General features: G+C 47.8%; 1 protein-coding gene. It reads left to right on the top strand.

The features are described 5' to 3' along the window. On the top strand, window positions 1-387 hold a 387-nt coding region (locus A3761_RS08500), incomplete at its 5' end, for a transposase (protein ID WP_156491754.1). Between the last annotated feature and the right edge of the window lie 387 nt (window positions 388-774).

The following is a 774-nucleotide window of genomic DNA, read 5'->3' on the forward strand; positions in this document are numbered from 1 at the left end:
AGAAAACTGATGAGTTATATCGGAACGACGCCCTCCGAACATTCAAGTGGAGGAAAACGACACTTAGGCGCGATCACCAAGTGTGGAAATGGGCGAGCGAGGAGATTGTTAGTTGAGGCTGCACATAGCTATCGCTATCCCGCAAAGATATCGAAGGAATTACAGCTCAGGCAGGAAGGATTGCCGAAAGAGGTAATTGATCAAGCTTGGCAAGCACAACAGAGATTATGTAGACGATATCAACGACTAATACACAAAGGTAAACATCGAAGTGTCGTGGTAACGGCGATCGCACGAGAACTGATAGCTTATATCTGGTCAATCTCGAAGGAAGTCACCTTACCCAGAATAGATCCAAAAACACGAATCTCACGCGTACCCGCTTAAGTAGATAAGGAATAATACATGAACAAGTTTAGCGTCAATGCAAAAGATCAAGCAGCGGCTGTGGTGCAATCACCGAAGGCGTTAGGTTGGCAATGAGCTAGCAGTACATTGATCCACGAGCATAGACTGAAGACAGGCACCACGACGTAATAAGTAAGGTTGGATAGGTTAACGCGTCGCGTTAGCAACCCACGAATACCAGCATGATCACCGTCGAAATTACTTGCTTCATCTGATGCGTTGACGCTTCCCTAACGGGAAGAATGTTAATTAAAAAGAAAGGCTCTGGCCGAGGTTCCGGCAGGATTTTGTGCGGGCCTCTTGACGTGGGGAGTCATACCAACGCCNTTAGCTNCGGCGCGCGTCTTTTTGCGCGTCCAGTGCAGG

It is taken from the genome of Oleiphilus sp. HI0123, assembly GCF_001635315.1.